16 protein-coding genes are annotated in these 17651 nt (G+C 65.9%); 13 read left to right on the forward strand and 3 right to left on the reverse strand.

What is annotated here, in order from left to right:
* Positions 1 to 121: 121 nt before the first annotated feature.
* The 6 genes from QFZ42_RS06170 to QFZ42_RS06195 all read left to right on the forward strand — a co-directional run bounded on the left by QFZ42_RS06170 (position 122) and on the right by QFZ42_RS06195 (position 7408).
* Positions 122 to 583 carry a hypothetical protein gene (locus QFZ42_RS06170; RefSeq protein WP_307700112.1) on the forward strand — a complete coding sequence of 154 codons (462 nt, stop codon included), beginning with the start codon at positions 122 to 124 and terminating at the stop codon, positions 581 to 583.
* Positions 584 to 673: 90 nt separating this feature from the next.
* Positions 674 to 2671 (forward strand): DNA topoisomerase IV subunit B, encoded by a 1998-nt coding sequence (locus QFZ42_RS06175; RefSeq protein ID WP_307700113.1) that lies wholly within the window; start codon positions 674 to 676, stop codon positions 2669 to 2671.
* A 26-nt stretch (positions 2672 to 2697) separates the two neighbouring features.
* Complete coding sequence (locus tag QFZ42_RS06180) at positions 2698 to 3615, forward strand: lytic transglycosylase domain-containing protein (RefSeq protein ID WP_307700114.1); 918 nt, start codon at positions 2698 to 2700, stop codon at positions 3613 to 3615.
* A gap of 40 nt (positions 3616 to 3655) precedes the next feature.
* Positions 3656 to 4777, forward strand: coding sequence for a Kelch repeat-containing protein (locus QFZ42_RS06185; RefSeq protein ID WP_307700115.1), 1122 nt, complete (start codon positions 3656 to 3658; stop codon positions 4775 to 4777).
* A gap of 46 nt (positions 4778 to 4823) precedes the next feature.
* The gene (gene parC / locus QFZ42_RS06190) at positions 4824 to 7220 is read left to right on the forward strand and encodes a DNA topoisomerase IV subunit A (RefSeq protein WP_307700116.1); all 2397 of its coding nucleotides are present in this window, start codon (positions 4824 to 4826) and stop codon (positions 7218 to 7220) included.
* Complete coding sequence (locus QFZ42_RS06195; protein ID WP_307700117.1) at positions 7220 to 7408, forward strand: hypothetical protein; 189 nt, start codon at positions 7220 to 7222, stop codon at positions 7406 to 7408. The genes parC and QFZ42_RS06195 overlap by 1 nt, the downstream gene beginning before the upstream one ends.
* 23 nt (positions 7409 to 7431) lie before the next feature.
* Here QFZ42_RS06195 and QFZ42_RS06200 read toward each other — a convergent pair whose 3' ends face one another.
* Entirely contained in the window at positions 7432 to 8562 is a 1131-nt protein-coding gene (locus QFZ42_RS06200; protein WP_307700118.1) for an MBL fold metallo-hydrolase, read from the reverse strand.
* A 199-nt stretch (positions 8563 to 8761) separates the two neighbouring features.
* Between QFZ42_RS06200 and QFZ42_RS06205 the strand changes: the two genes are divergently transcribed.
* Together QFZ42_RS06205 and QFZ42_RS06210 are read left to right on the forward strand one after the other, a co-directional pair.
* Positions 8762 to 10354, forward strand: a complete 1593-nt coding sequence (locus tag QFZ42_RS06205) for an esterase/lipase family protein (RefSeq protein ID WP_307700119.1) — start codon at positions 8762 to 8764, stop codon at positions 10352 to 10354.
* Positions 10355 to 10419: 65 nt separating this feature from the next.
* Complete coding sequence (locus QFZ42_RS06210; protein WP_307700120.1) at positions 10420 to 10956, forward strand: cysteine hydrolase family protein; 537 nt, start codon at positions 10420 to 10422, stop codon at positions 10954 to 10956.
* A 10-nt stretch (positions 10957 to 10966) separates the two neighbouring features.
* Here the strand turns inward: QFZ42_RS06210 and QFZ42_RS06215 are convergent, their stop codons facing one another.
* Entirely contained in the window at positions 10967 to 11704 is a 738-nt protein-coding gene (locus QFZ42_RS06215) for a metallophosphoesterase family protein (RefSeq protein ID WP_307700121.1), read from the reverse strand.
* 342 nt (positions 11705 to 12046) lie between these two features.
* Entirely contained in the window at positions 12047 to 13768 is a 1722-nt protein-coding gene (locus QFZ42_RS06220) for a hypothetical protein (protein ID WP_307700122.1), read from the reverse strand.
* A gap of 134 nt (positions 13769 to 13902) precedes the next feature.
* Between QFZ42_RS06220 and QFZ42_RS06225 the strand changes: the two genes are divergently transcribed.
* From QFZ42_RS06225 to QFZ42_RS06245, 5 genes are read left to right on the forward strand one after another with little or no spacing between them, the layout of a single operon-like run.
* Positions 13903 to 14574 carry an amino acid ABC transporter permease gene (locus QFZ42_RS06225; RefSeq protein WP_307700123.1) on the forward strand — a complete coding sequence of 224 codons (672 nt, stop codon included), beginning with the start codon at positions 13903 to 13905 and terminating at the stop codon, positions 14572 to 14574.
* A 27-nt stretch (positions 14575 to 14601) separates the two neighbouring features.
* Positions 14602 to 15255 (forward strand): amino acid ABC transporter permease, encoded by a 654-nt coding sequence (locus QFZ42_RS06230; protein ID WP_307700124.1) that lies wholly within the window; start codon positions 14602 to 14604, stop codon positions 15253 to 15255.
* Between the two features lie 49 nt (positions 15256 to 15304).
* Positions 15305 to 16111, forward strand: a complete 807-nt coding sequence (locus tag QFZ42_RS06235) for a transporter substrate-binding domain-containing protein (protein WP_307700125.1) — start codon at positions 15305 to 15307, stop codon at positions 16109 to 16111.
* Between the two features lie 35 nt (positions 16112 to 16146).
* Positions 16147 to 16902, forward strand: a complete 756-nt coding sequence (locus QFZ42_RS06240; RefSeq protein WP_307700126.1) for an amino acid ABC transporter ATP-binding protein — start codon at positions 16147 to 16149, stop codon at positions 16900 to 16902.
* A complete protein-coding gene (locus QFZ42_RS06245; RefSeq protein ID WP_307700127.1) occupies positions 16902 to 17645 on the forward strand; it encodes a sugar phosphate isomerase/epimerase family protein in 744 nt (247 codons plus the stop codon). The genes QFZ42_RS06240 and QFZ42_RS06245 overlap by 1 nt, the downstream gene beginning before the upstream one ends.
* Positions 17646 to 17651: the final 6 nt, after the last annotated feature.

Here is a 17651-nt window from a genome sequence, read left to right on the forward strand (position 1 = left end):
GATTTATCGGAGCCAGTTCGATGCGCAGCGGGCATCAAAGCCGCTCGCCCGGGGTCAGCACATGCTTGTAGTTTGTTACATTTCGGGCTCCTGTCATGCCGCTCTCCAAGGACCCCGAACCATGAGAAGAATTGCCCTGAAGCTCGCCGCCGCCACGATGCTGGCGATGGTCATCGCCGGCTGCGCCAGCGGTCCAACCGGCCCGAAGTTCCAGGAGATGGGCAACGTCATTCCGAAGATCAAGTCCGGCGATGGCCGCATCTATTTCTTCCGCGCCGCGGGCCCCTTCGGCGCCGCGCTGCAGCCCGGCGTGCGCATCGACAAGCTGGGTGTCGGGTCGTCGAAGCCCGGCAGCTTCTTTTTCGTCGACCGTCCCGCGGGCACCTACCTCGCCGCCACCACCACCGACCTTCGCAAGACGCTCGCTATTCCGCTCGCCGAAGGCGAGACGAAGTACGTGCGCATGTCGCCTTCGTTCGGCTTGGCGGCCGGAAGCATCGTGCTCGATCTGGAGCCCGCCGAGAAGGCCCGGGCCGAAATGGGCTGGCTGGCTTATGCGGGCCAGGCCATCGTCAACAAGTAGGCCACCGGAGCGGACCATCGGCCGGGGGGAGGCGGTGGTTCCTGTATGGGTATCCAGTCATTTCGGATCGACTGACTACAATCCGCCCCCATGGCGACTCCCCCCAAGACTCCCCCCAGTTCCTCATCCGCGTCCTCCGGCTATTCGGAGGGCTCCATCCGCGTGCTCAAGGGCCTCGAGCCCGTCAAGCAACGCCCGGGCATGTACACCCGGACCGACAACCCGCTGCACATCATCCAGGAAGTGCTCGACAACGCCGCCGACGAGGCGCTGGCGGGCTACGGCAAGAAGATCAAGGTCACGCTGCATGCCGACGGCTCGGCCAGCATCGAAGACGACGGCCGCGGCATTCCGTTCGGCCTGCATCCCGAAGAAAAGGCGCCCGTGATCGAGCTCGTGTACACCCGGCTGCACGCGGGCGGCAAGTTCGACAAGGGCTCGGGCGGCGCCTACAGCTTCTCGGGCGGCCTGCACGGCGTCGGCGTGTCGGTGACCAACGCGCTGTCGAAGCGGCTCGAAGTCACCTCGCATCGCGAAGGCTCGGTGGCCAAGCTGGCCTTCAGTGCCGGCGATGTGATCGAGGCGCTCGAAATCCGCAAGCTCGAAGCCGGCGAGCGCAAGCAGGGCACCACGGTGCGTGCCTGGCCCGATGCCAAATACTTCGAGACCGCAGCGCTCCCGATGAGCGAGCTCACGCATCTCTTGCGCAGCAAGGCCGTGCTGATGCCCGGCGTCAGCGTCACGCTCACGGTCGAGAAGACCAAGGAAACGCAGCAGTGGCTCTACAAGGGCGGCCTGAGCGACTACCTGATGCAGACGCTCAACGGCGACCCGGTGATTCCGCTGTTCGAAGGCAGCGGCCATGCCGACAAGAACGCCGACAACTTCGCAGAGGGCGAGGGCGCCGACTGGTGCGTGGCCTTCACCGAAGACGGCCAGCCGGTGCGCGAGAGCTACGTCAACCTGATTCCCACCAGCGCAGGCGGCACGCACGAAAGCGGTCTGCGCGACGGCCTCTTCACCGCGGTGAAGGGCTTCATCGAACTGCACTCGCTGCTGCCCAAGGGCGTGAAGCTCCTGCCCGAGGACGTGTTTGCGCGCGCCTCATATGTGCTGAGCGCCAAGGTGCTCGACCCGCAGTTCCAGGGCCAGATCAAGGAGCGCCTGAACTCGCGCGACGCGGTGCGGCTGGTGTCGAGCTTCGTGCGCCCCGCGCTCGAGCTGTGGCTCAACCAGCACGTCGACTACGGCAAGAGGCTCGCCGAACTCGCCATCAAGGCCGCGCAAACGCGTCAGCGCGCCGGCCAGAAGGTCGAGAAGCGCAAGGGCTCGGGCGTGGCCGTGTTGCCCGGCAAGCTGACCGACTGCGAGAGCAAGGACATCAGCCACAACGAAGTCTTCCTGGTCGAGGGTGACTCGGCTGGCGGCAGCGCCAAGATGGGCCGCGACAAGGAGAGCCAGGCCATCCTGCCGCTGCGCGGCAAGGTGCTGAACACCTGGGAGGTGGAGCGCGACCGGCTCTTCGCCAACACCGAAATCCACGACATCTCGGTGGCCGTGGGCGTCGATCCGCACGGCCCCAGCGACACGCCCGACATGAGCGGCCTGCGCTACGGCAAGATCTGCATCCTCTCCGACGCCGACGTCGACGGCTCGCACATCCAGGTGCTGCTGCTCACGCTGTTCTTCCGCCACTTTCCGAAGCTCATCGAAACCGGCCACGTGTATGTCGCAAAGCCGCCGCTGTTCCGCGTCGATGCGCCCGCGCGCGGAAAGAAGCCGGCTTCCAAGGTCTACGCGCTTGACGAGGGCGAACTGACTGCCACACTCGACAAATTGCGCAAGGACGGCGTGCGCGAAGGCGCCTGGAGCATCAGCCGCTTCAAGGGCCTGGGCGAAATGAGCGCGGAACAATTGTGGGAAACCACGCTCAATCCGGATACCCGGCGCCTCATGAAGGTGCAGCTGGGACGCTTCGACTTCACGTCCACCCAAGGGGAGATCACCAAGCTCATGGGCAAGGGCGAGGCGGCCGCGCGGCGCGAACTGATGGAACTGCGCGCCGACGATGTCGATATCGATGTTTGACCACCCTCGTGAAAATTTCAGATTTCATGCGTCCGTTGCTCCTGGCCCTGCTGCTGTGCGCGCAGCAGGGGCTTGCGCACGCCGCTGACATCTACGGCTACATCGACGGCAAGGGCGTGGCGCACTTCGCATCGGAAAAGATCGACGAGCGCTACCAGATCTTCTTTCGCGGGGGGCAGAGCTTCGACACGGCCAAGGGCCTTTCGCCGCTCGGCCGTGGCGGGCGCAGGCTCGACGGCAAGGTGCCGCCCGCGTCGCAGACATTGCTTGCGCTGTTCGAAGCATCGCCAAGCTACAAGACCGCCAAGGTGGCACTGCGCGATGCGTCGAACAAGCACTCGATCGACTACGAGTTGCTGCAGGCGCTGATCGCCACCGAATCGGGCTTCGATGCGCAGGCCGTGTCGCCCAAGGGCGCCATGGGCCTCATGCAACTCATGCCGGCCACCGCGCAGCGCTATGGCGTCTCGGCGGACAAGCGCAGCACCATCGAGAAGAAGCTGTTCGATCCGCGCATCAACATCGCCGCCGGCTCGCGCTACCTGCGCGACCTGATCGCGATGTTCCCGGGCCAGATCGAGCTGGCGCTTGCGGCCTATAACGCGGGCGAAGGCGCGGTGCAGCGCGCGGGCAACAAGATTCCGAACTACAAGGAAACGCAGAACTACGTGCAGACGGTGCTGCGGCTCTATGCTTACCTCAAGCCGTCGGCGGCGGTGGCAATGGACGGCGGTGGCGGTGGCGGTGGCGGTGGCGGCGGTGCGAGCGGCGCGCGTGGCGGCAAGACGCCGGGCCGCATCCGCATGGAACTGGTGGTTCCGAAGGGCGGAGCGATGGGCCGTGGCAACATGCCGTCCGATTCGCCAAGCAGCATGCCGGCCATGCCCGGGGTCTCCGAGCAGCCGGCGGTGCCGGACGGCGCAGCGGAAGCGCCGGTGTCCTGATGCCGCGCCCCGCCTTTACCCGTCAATGAAGGAGCCCTTCATGCAACGCCGACGCCTTGTTCTTGCGACCGCCGCTTGCGCGGTGAGCGGCGCTGCGCGCGCGCAGCATGCGGCCACGCACGACACGTTGCCGGCGGCGCCTTCGTCGAAGGAGCCGTATGCGCGGCTGCAAGGCGGCGTGCCGCATCACATGACGCCCGAGCAGGAGGCCCAACGCGTGACGGACAGCCCCGCGCCGGCCGGGCCTGCCGGACGCTGGATGCCGCGCGCGGCCTTGCCGATTCCGCGCAGCGAGATGGCCTGGGCCACGGCGGCACAAGGCCGCATGCACGTGGTCGGCGGTTACGGCGAAGGCGCGGTGAACCGCGACTACCACCACATCTACGACCCCGTGGCCGACCGCTGGCTCGATGGTGCGCCGCTGCCGCGCGGTGCCAATCACGTCGCGGTGGCGGCCGACGAAGGCCGCGTCTATGCACTCGGCGGCTTCGTCGAACAGAACCGCCGCTCCGACACCAACGCCTACGTCTACGAAATAGCCGCCAACCGCTGGACCGCCATCGCGCCGTTACCTCGCCCGCGCGGTGCCGCGGCCGCCGTGATGCTCGATGGGCAGCTGCACCTGATCGGCGGCGCTTCCGAGCCCGCGGCCGAGCGTGCGAGCGTGGGCTGGCACGAGGTCTACGACCCGAAGGCCGACCGCTGGACCACGCGCAAGCCGCTGCCCGGCGCACGCGACCATGTCGGCTGCGTGGCGCACAGCGGCCAGATCCACGTGATCGGCGGGCGCTTCAACACCTTCGAATACAACACCGACCTGCACCACGTCTACCTGCCCGCGCGCGACACATGGGAGTTGCGCTCGCCGCTGCCCACCGCGCGATCGGGCCACGGCCTCGTGGTCTATCGCGGCCGCCTTTTCGCCATGGGCGGAGAGGGCGGTTTCCTGGTGGGCGGCGTGCCGCGCCAAGCCAAGGTGTTCGGCCAGATGGAAAGCTACGACCCCGCGGCCGACGCCTGGCAACGGCATGCACCGATGACCACGCCGCGCCATGCCGTCGGTGCCGCTGTGATCGGCGATTGGATCTACGTGGCCGGCGGCGGCGCGGTGCTCGGCGGCTCCGTGCAGTCCGCGGTGCACGAGGCTTTCACATTGGGCTGAGCGCGCAGGCGCTCGGCCCCCGACTGTTTCTCTTTCTCTCTTCTCCATGGACGACTCCCAACCTCCGCTCGACCTTGCAGGCCCCACCGACGGCGACACCACCCTCACGCTGGCCGACTACGCACAGACCGCCTATCTCGAATACGCGCTCAGCGTGGTCAAGGGCCGTGCACTGCCCGACGTGTCCGACGGCCAGAAGCCGGTGCAGCGGCGCATCCTCTATTCGATGTCGCGCATGGGCCTGGGCTTCGGTGGCACCAACGGCACCGTAGGCGCCAAGCCCGTTAAGAGCGCACGCGTGGTCGGCGATGTGCTCGGCCGCTTCCATCCGCACAGCGACCAGGCCGCCTACGACGCGCTGGTGCGCATGGCGCAAGACTTTTCGCAGCGCTATCCGCTGGTCGACGGCCAGGGCAACTTCGGCAGCCGCGACGGCGACGGTGCCGCGGCCATGCGCTACACCGAGGCGCGCCTGGCCCGCATCACCAGCCTGCTGCTCGACGAGATCGACGAAGGCACGGTCGACTTCATTCCCAACTACGACGGCAGCACCGAAGAGCCGCGCCTGCTGCCCGCTCGGCTGCCGTTCACGCTGCTCAACGGCGCAAGCGGCATCGCGGTCGGCCTCGCTACCGAGATCCCAAGCCACAACCTGCGTGAGATTGCCGATGCCTGCGTGGCGCTGATCAAGTCGAACGGCAAGCTCAGCGAAGAGGAGCTGCTGCAGATCGTGCCCGGCCCCGACTATCCGGGCGGCGCGCAGATCATCAGCGGCCCGGCCGACATTGCCGACGCCTATCGCACCGGCCGCGGCTCGCTGAAGGTGCGCGCGCGCTGGAAGATCGAAGACCTGGCGCGCGGCCAGTGGCAGCTCGTGGTCAACGAACTGCCACCCGGCGTCAGCACGCAGAAGGTGCTCGAGGAAATCGAGGAAATCACCAACCCGAAGGTCAAGGCCGGCAAGAAGGCCCTGAGCGCCGACCAGACCCAGCTGAAGGCCGCGATGCTGTCGGTGCTCGACGTGGTGCGCGACGAATCCAGCAAGGACGCCGCGGTGCGCCTGGTGTTCGAGCCCAAGACCTCGCGCATCAGCCAGGAAGAATTCATCACCACGCTGCTTGCGCAGACCTCGCTCGAGACCTCGTCGCCGATCAACCTCACGATGGTGGGCATCGACGGCAAGCCGACGCAGAAGTCGCTGCGCCAGATGCTCAACGAGTGGATCGCGTTCCGCGAGATCACCGTCGAGAAGCGCTCGCGGCATCGGCTCAACAAGGTGCTCGAGCGCATTCACATCCTCGAGGGCCGGCAGCTGGTGCTGCTCAACATCGACGAGGTGATTGCGATCATCCGCGCGGCGGAAGATCCGAAGGCCGCGCTCATTGCGCGCTTCAATCTCAGCGAGCGCCAGGCCGAAGACATTCTCGAAATTCGTCTGCGCCAACTCGCGCGGCTCGAGGCCATCAAGATCGAGCAGGAGCTCAAGGACCTGCGCGAAGAGCAGAAAAAGCTCGAAGACATCCTCGGCAGTCCGACCGCATTGCGCCGCCTGCTGGTGAAAGAAATAGAAGCCGACGCCAAGACCTTCGAAGACCCGCGCCGCACGCTGATCCAGGCCGAGAAGCGCGCCGTGGCCGAAGTGAAGGTGGTCGACGAGCCCGTCACCGTCATCGTTTCGCAGAAGGGCTGGGTCCGTGCGCAGAAGGGGTGGGCCAGCGAGAAGAATGGCACCAACGGATCGGCCACGCCCGAATACAGCTTCAAGTCCGGCGACGCGCTCTACGGCGCCTTCGAGTGCCGCAGCGTCGACACGCTGCTGGTCTTCGGCAGCGCCAAGGACAAGACTGTGCGCGTCTACACCGTGCCCGTGGCATCGTTGCCCGGCGCGCGCGGCGACGGCCAGCCCGTCACCACGCTCATCGAACTCGATGCCGGCACGCACGTCACGCATTTCTTCGCAGGCCCCGCAGGCGCGAGCGTGCTGCTGGCCAACACCGGCGGCTACGGCTTCATTGCCACGGTCGAGAACATGATGTCGCGCCAGCGCGGCGGCAAGGCTTTCATCGACGTGGGCGAGGGCGAACAGCTCTGCCGTCCCTCGCTGGTGGGCGGTGCGAGCGGCGCCGAGCCGATGCCCGCCGCCACGCACGTGGCCTGCGCCTCCACCGGCGGCCGCATCCTGACCTTCGACATCGCTGAGCTCAAGAGCCTGCCGAAGGGTGGCCGCGGTCTCACGCTGATCGATCTCGACGCCAAGGACACGCTCGCAGGCGCCGCCGCCTACACGCGCAGCGTGAAGATCGAAGGCATTGGCCGCGGCGGCAAGGAGCGCGACGAAACCCTGGAGATCCGCACGCTCAACAACGCGCGCGGCAGCCGTGCGCGCAAGGGCAAGGCGGCCGATCTCGGCTTCAAGCCGACGAGCATCGTGCGGGTTCTGTGATGGGCGGCATCGACATCAGTGTCATCGGCCTCGCCATCGCGGTGGTCACGGGGATTGGCAGTTTCTGGTTCGGCCGCCGCATGCGCCTGAAGCGCGGGGCCAAGCAGCGCGAGAAGGACCGCATCGCGGCGCAAGCCAACGAAACCCGGCAGCAGCGCCGGGCTCGGGAGCGCAAGGAGCGCGGCTAAGTAAGCCCTGTGGCAGACGCCGGCTAATGCAGGCCCTGCCACCAGCGCTCGTTGGTGCGCGCCTTTCCTATCGTCAGCACTTCGCCGATCACCGGGGTCGCCAGCTCGATCTTCTTCGCCTGCGTCAAATCGGCGATGCGGTCCAGCGGATCGTGCCAGGTGTGGAAGGCCAGATCGAAGGTGCTGTTGTGCACCGAATAGAGCACCTTGCCGCGCAGGTCTTCGAAGGCCTGCACGCTTTGCTCGGGCGTCATGTGCACGCCGGGCCAGTAGGGGTCGTAGGCGCCGTTTTCCATCAGTGCCAGGTCGAAGCCGCCGAAGCGCTCGCCGATCTGCTTGAAGCCTGGAAAGTAGCCCGAATCCCCGCTGTAGAAAATGCGCTGGTCGCCGCTTTGCACCACCCATGAGGCCCACAGCGTGCGGTCCCGGTCGGTCAGCGTGCGGCCCGAGAAGTGCTGCGCTGGCGTGGCGGTGAGCTTCACGCCGTCGTGTTCGCCGCCTTGCCACCAGTCGAGTTCGGTCACGCGCTCGGCGGGCACGCCCATGGCGACCAGCCGCGCACGCACGCCGAGCGGCACGAAGTAGCGCTGCACGCGCTGCGCGAGGTACTCGATGGTGGCCACGTCCAGGTGGTCGTAGTGGTCGTGCGAGAGGATCAGGCCTTCGATGGGCGGCAACTGCTCGAGCGCGAGCGGCGGCTTGTGAAAGCGCTTGGGGCCCACCCAGGTGAACGGCGATGCGCGCTCGCTGAACACGGGATCGATGAGCCAGTATTTGCCTTGCAGCTTGAGCAGGTGCGACGAATGGCCGAGCCGCACCACGTGGTTCGCCTTGGGATCGAGCGCCTCCAGTTCGGCGGTGCTCTGCATGTGCACGGGAATCGGATCGACCGGCACGGTCTCGACCTTGCTGCCCACGATGAAGCGCGACCAGATCCGCCAAGCGCTGGCGGAAGGCAGGACTTCCGGGTTCGGCAGATTCTGGAAGCCGCAGCCCTTGAACTGCGGCGATGCGTCGTAGCGTGCCTCGCACCCGCTGCTGCTCACGCAGCCGGCGAGCAATGCGCAGCTTGCCGCAAAGAGCGAAGTGCCATAGAGGCGAAGGCGGCTCAAGCGGTGCGTTGGAGAGAGCAGGGGGCGGGCAACGTCGTTCATGGATGCGGATGTTCGGGGTGTTTGCGGCGCGAGCTTAGCCGCGGCTTCGTTGCCAATGGTTTCAACGGCAGAAACATTCGGCGCAAAGGGACTTTGCCGCGCCGCCCGTCGTATGCCATGCGATCTATGGTCGGTGGCGGCGGCGCGCGGCACACTGAAAAGCGCCGGACCCGCGGCCTTAGAGAAGGCGACACCCACCATGAGCAGCAACCGCTATCCCATCATCTACGTGCGCGGCTATGCCATGACCGAAGCCGAGCGCGACGACACGGCGGCCGATCCGTTCTGCGGCTTCAATGTCGGCTCCACCGTGTACCGCGCCACCGTCAAGAAGGAGGCGCCGGCGCAGAAGTTCGTCTTCGAATCCCCGGTGGTGCGGCTCCTGGCCGACTTCCAGTACCAGAGCGTCTACCAGAACGGCCTGGACATTCTCGACAACGACTGGAAGCCCTCGCCCGACGAAACGGGAAAAGACGTGGACGGCATTCCGGCGGCTTCCATCGTCATCTACCGCTACTACGACAGCGGCTCGGAACTGCTCGGCGACGGCAAGTCGCGCGACGTGAAGATCTACGCGCAGGGCCTCGGCAAGCTGATCCTGCGCGTGCGCGACCTGGTCGCTCTGCGCGAGGGCGCCGCGTTCTCGTCGGCGGACTTTCGCTGCTACCTGGTGGCGCATTCGATGGGTGGGCTGGTCGTGCGGGCCTTCCTGCAGAACCCCACGCTCGGCGAGGCGGCCGCGCGCGCCTGTGTCGACAAGGTGTTCACCTATGCCACACCGCACAACGGCATCGACATGGGAGGCGTCAACGTGCCGGGCTGGCTCACGGCAAACGAGATGAACACCTTCAACCGCGAAAGGATGTCGGAGTTTCTGGACACGGCACCGGTCGATGGCCGCATGGACTACCTGCCCGCGGCGGCGTTTCCGGCCGAGCGCTTCTTCTGCATGGTGGGCTCGAACCGCGGCGACTATGAGGCTGCCAAGGGCCTGTCGCGCATGTTCGCGGGCCACGGCAGCGACGGGCTGGTGCGCATCGAGAACGCCTCGCTGTGGTCCATCGACGAGGCGAAGCGCAGCAAGCCCGTGGCCACCGCCTACGCCTTTCGGTCGCACTCGGGCTACTTCGGAATCGTCAATTCCGAGGAGGCGTACCAGAACCTCGTGCGCTTCCTGTTCGGCGACGTGCGCGTCGATCTCTGGTTCGATGTCGACGGCGTCACCTTGCCGCCCGACCTGCCCAAGGACGCCGATGTCGATGCGCTCTACCAGATCGAACTGCTCGCCGCGCCGCGCGGCAAGCGCTGGTACCTGAGCCGGCGCGTGGCCGAGGAAGATTCGCCGGCTTGCCGCACGCACAAGGAGCTGACCGATCCCGAAAGGCTCGAGCGCCGTTCTGTCTATCTCTCGACCGTGTTCCTTGCCAACAAGGCACGCGTGAAGCAGGACCGGCCGACGCTGGCCTACGCCATGACCTTGGGCGTGCGCGTGCCCGACTACCAGGTCAACAAGAAGTTCTGGCTCGACGGCCACTACGAGGGCAGTTCGCTGTTCCGCGACACCCTCGTCATCGAGCTTGCGCCGCCCCGGGCTGACGACCCCGCGCAGAACTGGAACGTCAACTACGGCTGGCAGACCGACACCGCGGGCAAGGCCTCGCTGCCGATGAGTTCGACGCAACTGGCCAACGGCAAGCAGCAGTTCATCGTGCCGCTTTCGAGCCTGGGCGCGGCAGCGGCGGCACCGGGCATCAGCGGCAAGGTGCGGCTCGAGGTGAGCGCCTGGAACTGAGGCTGAAACCAGGCGGGCTCCGGCGTCATACTCGGATGGTTCAAGGCTCTGCTTTTCCATCCATCATGAAAACCGCCGTTCTCATCATCGACATGCAGCGTGGCCTCTATGACGACCCGCCGCGCCCTCACGAAGCCGCCGAGGTCGCGCAGCGGGTCAATGCCCTGACCGAGCGCGCCCGTGCCGCGGGCGTGCCGGTGGCCTTCATCCAGCACGAGAACGCCATCGACCTGGAATTCGACTCCGAACGCTGGCAACTTGCCGATGCGTTGCGCGTGGATGCGAGCGATACGAAGATCCGCAAGACCGCCTCCGACTCGTTCCTGCGCACGCCGCTCGAAGCGTGGCTGACCGGCCACGCGGTGCAGCGCGTGGTGATCTGCGGCTATTCATCGGAGTTCTGCGTGGACAGCACCGTGCGGCGTGCCGCCGCGCTGGGCTACGAGGTCGTGCTTGCGGCCGATGCGCACACTTCGCATGACAAGCCGCACGCCACCGGCGCCTTCATTCGTGCGCACCACAATGCCACGCTGTCGGACATCACGAGCTTCGATGTGCCGATCCGCGCGGTGCCCAGCGCAGAGATCGCGTTCGGCGACTGACGCCAGAACGCTAGGGCATGCGCCCGGTCGCCAGGGCATGAGCCCAGTCCGGCCGTCCGTTCTGAAGCGCCAGTGCCGCCATGGCCGCGTGGTCGTAGGGCACCGCAATCAGCCGGGAGGACCATCCGCTTTCGTGCCGCTCCACGATGGCATAGCGCGCGTTCGGCGAGCCGGTTTCCACGGCGTGCGGGTACGGATGAATGTCGTCGTAAGCCGGCAGGCCCACGCTGCCCGGATTGACGATCAACTGCCCGCCGGATGCATGCGCCACGCGCGGTACATGGGTGTGCCCGCAGGCGATCAGCTGCGCATCGACGTTGCCGAGGCGCGCATCGATTTCCGTCTGGGTGGCAGCGCGGAACACCGTGGGCTCCACGGTTTCCAAAAAGTATTCAAGGTCGCTCGCTGGCGTGCCATGGCAGAGCAGGACTTCCGGACCGAAGCGCAAGCTGTGCCCGAGTGACGCCATCCACTCGAACTCCTTGGCACCGAGCCGGGCATGCGCGAACGCATCGGACGGGCCGCACTTTTCCGCAGGCGTTGTGAGCAGCTGGCGTTCATGGTTGCCCCCGAGATGAACCCAGTCCTGCGCCATCAGGAACTGCGCGGTCTCCAGCGGCATCAGCGGACCGGAGAGGCTGTCGCCCAGGTTGACGATGACATCCGCGCCGCGGCGGGCAATGTCTTCGACCACGGCTTCGAGAGCGGGGAGGTTTCCGTGGATGTCGGAGACGAGGGCTATGCGCATTCGTGGTCTTTTCTGAGAGCTGACGAGCGCGCGATCTTAGTCCTGAGGGACTTCGTTCGTGAAGGCGTTCGGGGCGCGTGCACAGGCCACCGGGTACTCCCCTCCGCGAATGTCCCCCGGCTTCGCCTCCTCCTTGATTTCGCTGCGGGGAGCACCCGATGCCCTGTGCACTGGGGCACGCTGCTGGTGTACGGCTGATCAACTCCCGCTCTTTGCAACGCTCCCGCTGATGGGGTGCCTTGCGCAGCGAAATCAAGGAGGAGGCCGCAGGCCGGGGGACATTCGCGGAACAAGGTACCCCGTCGGCGGGAGCGCCGCCCCGAACAGCGCACCCACGCAAGATCAATCAGCCCCAGATCGCCAGACCCGCGCCAAAGCACCGAGTTTTCCGCGAAACCCCAGCCGGTCGTTGGACAGCGCGTCGATGAAGTCGGACAGGCGTTGCGACTTCACCATCGTGTAGATCGTGAGCCAGGTCGTGAAGACGAACACCACGCCGAACCAGATCGCCTTGCGCCACAACGGCGCATCGGCCTCGGCCAGCAGGTTCATGCCCAGGAAGCCCGTCGTCACGGTGCCGATCAGGCCGAACAGCGTGACCACCGTGAGTCGCACCACGGTGCTGGCCTGCCGGCGCAAGCTGTCGGCGTCCAGATAGGTGTTCATGTCGGCGATACGCGACTTGACCTCGTCATAGAGCGGGTCGAGCCCGAGGTGCGTGGTGCACATGTGCGAGAGCGCGCGCACTTGCGCCTGCTCGGAAATCTCGTGGAACCAGTAGCGGTGCGTGAAGCGCAGAAAGCGCTCGAAGCTCGAGCGGATCGCGCGCTTGAACTGCTTGACGCTCGGCGTGCTGCGGATGTCGAGCCGCTTGAGCGCCTCCACCAGCTGGTCCGAGAACATCAAGAGCGATGCCTTCTGGAAATGCGCGATGAGGAACAGCAGGAAGTGCTGGTGCCGGAACTGCGCGAGCACACCGCGGTCGCGGCAGCAGAAGAATTCGGAGCGTGCATCGCCCACCACGATCAGCGCATGGCCGTTGCACAGGTAGCGCGTATTCGGCGCCGCGCCGGCGTCGACCCAGAAGCGGTCGTAGCAGTACTTGTGCTCGAAGTCCGCAAGGTGTTGCTCCGCGTAAGGCAAGTGGGCATGCCGGGCCGCGTCGGCCTCGGCGGCACCGGTGACGAGGCCGAGCCGGATGAAGTCGTTGCGCGAGAGGCGCTTCGGATCGTCGAGCGAGAGGTACGCCATCACGGGCATGCGGTAGTACTCGATCTGCCGGTAGCGCAGCACGCCGGGGTCGTCGGAATGGTCGCTCACCAACGGCTGCATCAGGTAAGCCCAGTGGGCAGAGATGCGCGGCGCGCGGTGCTGGGCCACGTGCGAAAGAAAAGCTTCGCGCTGCTGCGCATCCGATTGCGCGAGCACGCTGCCGTCGGCGGCCAGCCATTCGACGCTGGCCATGCAATGCAGCGCGCCGCCGTCGGCGTTCCAGCCAGCGGGGTAGGCGCGGCCGAAGCGGTAGAGCAGGTCTTGCGCCTGCGCAAGGCTCAGGTGGTCCGCGCCGACTTCGAGGTTGAGCAGCACCACGTCGATGTCGAAGAAGAAGTACAGGTCGCAATGCACCACGTCGAGCGTGATGGGTGCGTCGCCGGCCTGCGGCACCACGCGCACGGCGGCAACGTCGTGGCGGCGAAAGATGCGCATCGGCGAATCGCCGTCGTTGCCGGTGCCTTCGCTGCTCTTGCCCTTGGAGCGGCCTTCGCCGTAGAGAAAGCGCTGCACATACGGCAGAAAGCTCACGAACTCGTTGTAGTGCCGTTCGTGAAAGCGGCCGCTGTCGCCGGTGTATTCGTCGATTTCCTCGCGCCACGGCGAGGCATCGCCCATCTCGCGCAGCACGTGCCAAGGGCCGTGGTGCGCGGGCTTGGCATCAGGCGCCGGCATCAGCCGCAAGGGCCAGAGCAGGGCCTGCCTGAAGTGCTGCACGGCCGGCGCTGCAAGAACGCCGGTAGGAGATGCGCCTGCCTCTGCAGTCGTGTCGGCCGCGGGTGTATTCAGCATCGCGCCAGTGTAGGCAGAAGGTGCTTCGAAAAGCTGACCTAGGGGAATCCCTAGGGTGCTCTGAAACCGGTTTCATATAAGCTGCAAGCATTGCTTTCGAGGCCTGCGCACGGCTACGCCCGTGCTCGCCCCCCATGAATTACCAGTTTCAATTCGACGCCGTGTTCGCTGCCTGGCCGCTGCTGCTCAAGGGCACCTGGATCACGATTCAGCTCTCGCTTTCCGCCACGCTGATCGGCTTGGTCGTAGCCATCTTCTGTGCCTGGGGCAAGACCTCGGGGCCGGGCTGGCTGCGCTTTGTCATCAACGCGTACATCGAGGTGATCCGCAACACGCCCTTCCTCGTGCAGCTGTTCTTTTTCTTCTTCGCGCTGCCGGCCGTCGGCCTGCGCTGGTCGCCGCAGACGGCTGCGCTCGTGGCCATGGTGGTGAACCTCGGCGCGTATGCGACCGAGATCATCCGCGCAGGCATCGAGTCGATTCCCAAGGGGCAGATCGAGGCGGGCAGGGCGCTCAACCTCAAGCCGTGGGAAATCTTTCGCTTCGTGATCATCAAGCCGGCGCTCAAGGCCATCTACCCGGCACTCACGAGCCAGTTCATCTTGCTGATGCTGAGCTCGGCCGTGGTGTCGGTCATCTCGGCCGACGACCTGACCTCGGTGGCCGCCAACCTGCAGTCGCAAACGTTCCGCAGCTTCGAGATCTACATCGTGGTGGCTGCCATCTACCTCGCGTTGGCGCTGGCTTTCTCGGCCATGTTCAAGCTGATCTACAAGCGCACGCTCAACTATCCGGACCGCCGGTAACAAGCCCCGGACGGAGCAAGACTCATCATGCGTACCTTCGGTTTTCCCGAATTCCTGTTCATTCTCGAAGCGGCCAAGTGGACCTTGGCGCTCTCCGCCATCGCCTTTGTCGGCGGCGCGATCCTCGGGTTGATCATCGCGCTCATGCGCACGTCCGAATCAACGTGGGCGCGCGGGGTGTCGACCACCTTCATCCAGATCTTCCAGGGCACGCCGCTGCTGCTGCAGCTGTTCCTGGTGTTCTTCGGCGCGCCGGTGCTGGGGCTCGACATCAATCCGTGGGTGGCCGCGGGCGTGGCGCTCGTCCTCAACAGCGCGGCCTTCCTTGGCGAGATCTGGCGCGGCTGCATCGAGGCGGTTCCACGCGGCCAGTGGGAAGCCGCCGAAGCGTTGAGCCTCAAGTACAGCGCGCGCATGCGCGACGTGGTGTTGCCGCAGGCTTTCAAGATTGCGCTGGCGCCCACAGTGGGCTACCTGGTGCAGATCATCAAGGGCACCTCGCTCGCAGCCATCATCGGTTTCGTGGAGGTGACGCGTGCGGGGCAAATCGTCAATAACGCGACCTTCCAGCCGCTCATCGTGTTCTCGGTGGTGGCCGCCATCTACTTCGCGATCTGCTGGCCGCTCTCGTTGCTGGCGGGCCGCATGGAACGCAAGCGTGCGCAGGCGCTCGCACGCTGATCGTTTTTCTCTTTTTTCGTCGCATTCCATTTTTCAGGAGACACATCCAATGACCCGTACCACCACCCGCCGCGTTGCGCTGGCAGCCCTCGCATCCCTGGGACTGGGCGCCGCACTGACCGTGTTCGCACCTTTCGCATCGGCCCAATCCGTGGCCGACATCAAGAAGAAGGGCGAGATCACCATCGGCATGCTGGTCGACTTTCCGCCCTACGGCACCACCAATGCGCAGAACCAGCCTGACGGCTACGACGCCGACGTGGCCAAGCTGCTGGCTAAAGAGTGGGGCGTCAAGGCCAACATCGTGCCCGTGACCGGCCCGAACCGCATTCCCTTCCTGCTGACCAACAAGGTCGACGTGCTGGTCGCCTCGCTGGCCATCACGCCCGAGCGCGCCAAGCAGGTGCAGTTCTCGCAGCCCTACGCGGCCGCCACCATCGTGCTGTACGGCGCCACCAAGACGCCCATCAAGGCCGCAGGCGACCTGAAGGGCCTGCGCGTGGGCGTGGCCCGCGCTTCGACGCAAGACGTGGCCGTGACCAAGGCCGCACCCGAGGGCACCGAGATCCGCCGTTTCGACGACGACGCCTCGGCCATGCAAGCACTGATCTCGGGCCAGGTCGATGCCATCGGCTGCTCGGTGACCGTGGCGGCGCAGATCGCCAAGCGCGTACCCGCCGGCAGCTACGAAAACAAGTTCACGCTGGTGCAGCAATCGATGGGCATCGCCATGCGTCCGGGCCAGGACGAGCTGCACAAGGCCGTCAACGATTTCGTCGCGAAGAACACCGCCAACGGCGAGCTCAACAAGCTCTACCAGAAGTGGCTGCAGGCCGACCTGCCGAAGATGCAGTGAACCGCAGGGGCTGAAGAAGAAAAAGGAATCCTGGCATGACGACGGAATCGATCATCCGCATGGAAGCGGTCAACAAGTGGTACGGTGAATTCCAGGTGTTGACCGGCATCGACCTGTCGGTGCGCCAGGGCGAGCGCATCGTGATCTGCGGGCCTTCGGGCTCGGGCAAGTCCACGCTCATTCGCTGCATCAACCGGCTCGAGACGGTGCAGAAGGGCCGCATCGTGGTCGACGGCATCGATCTGACGGCCGGCGGCAAGAACGTGGATGCGGTGCGTGCCGAAGTGGGCATGGTGTTTCAGCAGTTCAACCTGTTTCCGCACCTCACCATTCTGGAAAACTGCACGCTCGCACCGATGCGCTCGCGTGGCATGACCAAGGCGCAGGCGGAAGAGGTGGCCATGAAGTACCTCACGCGCGTGCGCATTCCGGAGCAGGCCAACAAGTATCCGAGCCAACTCTCGGGTGGCCAGCAGCAGCGCGTGGCCATTGCGCGCGCGCTGTGCATGACGCCCAAGATCATGCTGTTCGACGAGCCTACCTCGGCGCTCGATCCCGAAATGGTCAAGGAAGTGCTCGACACCATGATCGGCCTGGCCGAAGACGGCATGACCATGCTGTGCGTGACGCACGAAATGGGCTTTGCCCGCAGCGTGGCCGACCGGGTGATCTTCATGGCCGACGGCAAGATCGTCGAGCAGGCGCCGCCTCAGGAATTCTTCAGCAATCCGCAGAACGAAAAAACGCGCCAGTTCCTCGGCCAGATCCTGAGTTCGCACCAGGCTCACTGATGTCTTTCCAGGTACTGATTTCTCTGTCGTCCTTCGGTGCGGCCGAGGTGGGCCGGCATGGCCAGCTCTGGTGCTCGCAACTGGCGCTCGAGGCAGGAGCCGATTCGGTCGAGGTGCGCGGCGAGATGTTGCGCAACCCCGATGCGGAACTGCCGTCGCTGGCGGGGCTTGCCTCCGTGTATTCCAGCCCCGAAGGCCTCTGGGCCGAAGGCGGCTGGCTCGACAGCGCGGCGCTTGCGCGCGGCATTGCTGCCGCAACGAAGCTGGGCGTCAGGCGGCTCAAGATGTCGATCGGCGACTTTCGTGCGTCGTCGCACGGATCGCTGTGGGGCCTGAAGGTGCAGCTTGCGGAAACCCGCGTCGAGCTGCTGATCGAGAACGACCAGACCGTACGCGCCGGCACGCTGCCGGCACTGCAAGCCTTCTTCGACGCGGCCGACCGCGCCGGCGTCGAGCTTGGCATGACCTTCGACATGGGCAACTGGCACTGGGTCGGCGAATGCCCGCTGCAGGCGGCCGAGGCGCTGGGCCGCCGTGTGCGCTACGTGCATTGCAAGGGCGCACAGCGCCTGCCCCACAAGTGGGTGGCGGTGCCGCTCGGCGACTCGGCTGCGCCCTGGCGCGCGGTGCTGCGCGCGCTGCCGGCAGACGTGCCGCACGCCATCGAATACCCTCTGGTAGGCGACGACCTGCTGGCCGTCACGCGCATGCACATCGACTTCATCCGCGCCGCACGCGCGTAGAACCAC

This window comes from Variovorax paradoxus, assembly GCF_030815855.1.
Taxonomy (GTDB): Bacteria; Pseudomonadota; Gammaproteobacteria; order Burkholderiales; family Burkholderiaceae_C; genus Variovorax; species Variovorax paradoxus_M.